Origin of the sequence: Microbacterium sp. ZXX196 (assembly GCF_009709595.1) — a bacterium.
Classification (GTDB): Bacteria; Actinomycetota; Actinomycetes; order Actinomycetales; family Microbacteriaceae; genus Microbacterium; species Microbacterium excoecariae.
The window spans coordinates 1-264 of the sequence record NZ_WMEE01000259.1 but is presented as its reverse complement, the minus strand read 5'-3'; the positions used below and the strand labels follow the sequence as shown (position 1 = coordinate 264).

The following is a 264-nucleotide window of genomic DNA, read 5'->3' as shown; positions in this document are numbered from 1 at the left end:
CAATAGCATACCTTCCACTTCAAATGGAACTAAAGACATATTTGTAAGAGCCTCCGAACCATATTTGGAGGATATAACAAATGTCCCTTTAGCTCGATCTTCGGAAACTAAGAAGAAATCTCATGTTGAGCAGAATTTTAAAACTAGAAAAGCTCCATTATGTTTTTCTTGTGGTGTGAAGGGTCACACTTACCACGATTGTTGGTATGTTGAGTATGATGAATATGGATATGCTTATACTCCTTTTTATAATAAACCATATTT

1 protein-coding gene is annotated in these 264 nt (G+C 34.5%); it reads left to right on the top strand.

Going from position 1 to position 264, the window contains the following annotated elements; genetic code table 11:
• A partial coding sequence (locus tag GJQ66_RS14940; RefSeq protein WP_230379627.1) for a hypothetical protein occupies positions 1 to 264 on the top strand: 264 nt, incomplete at both ends.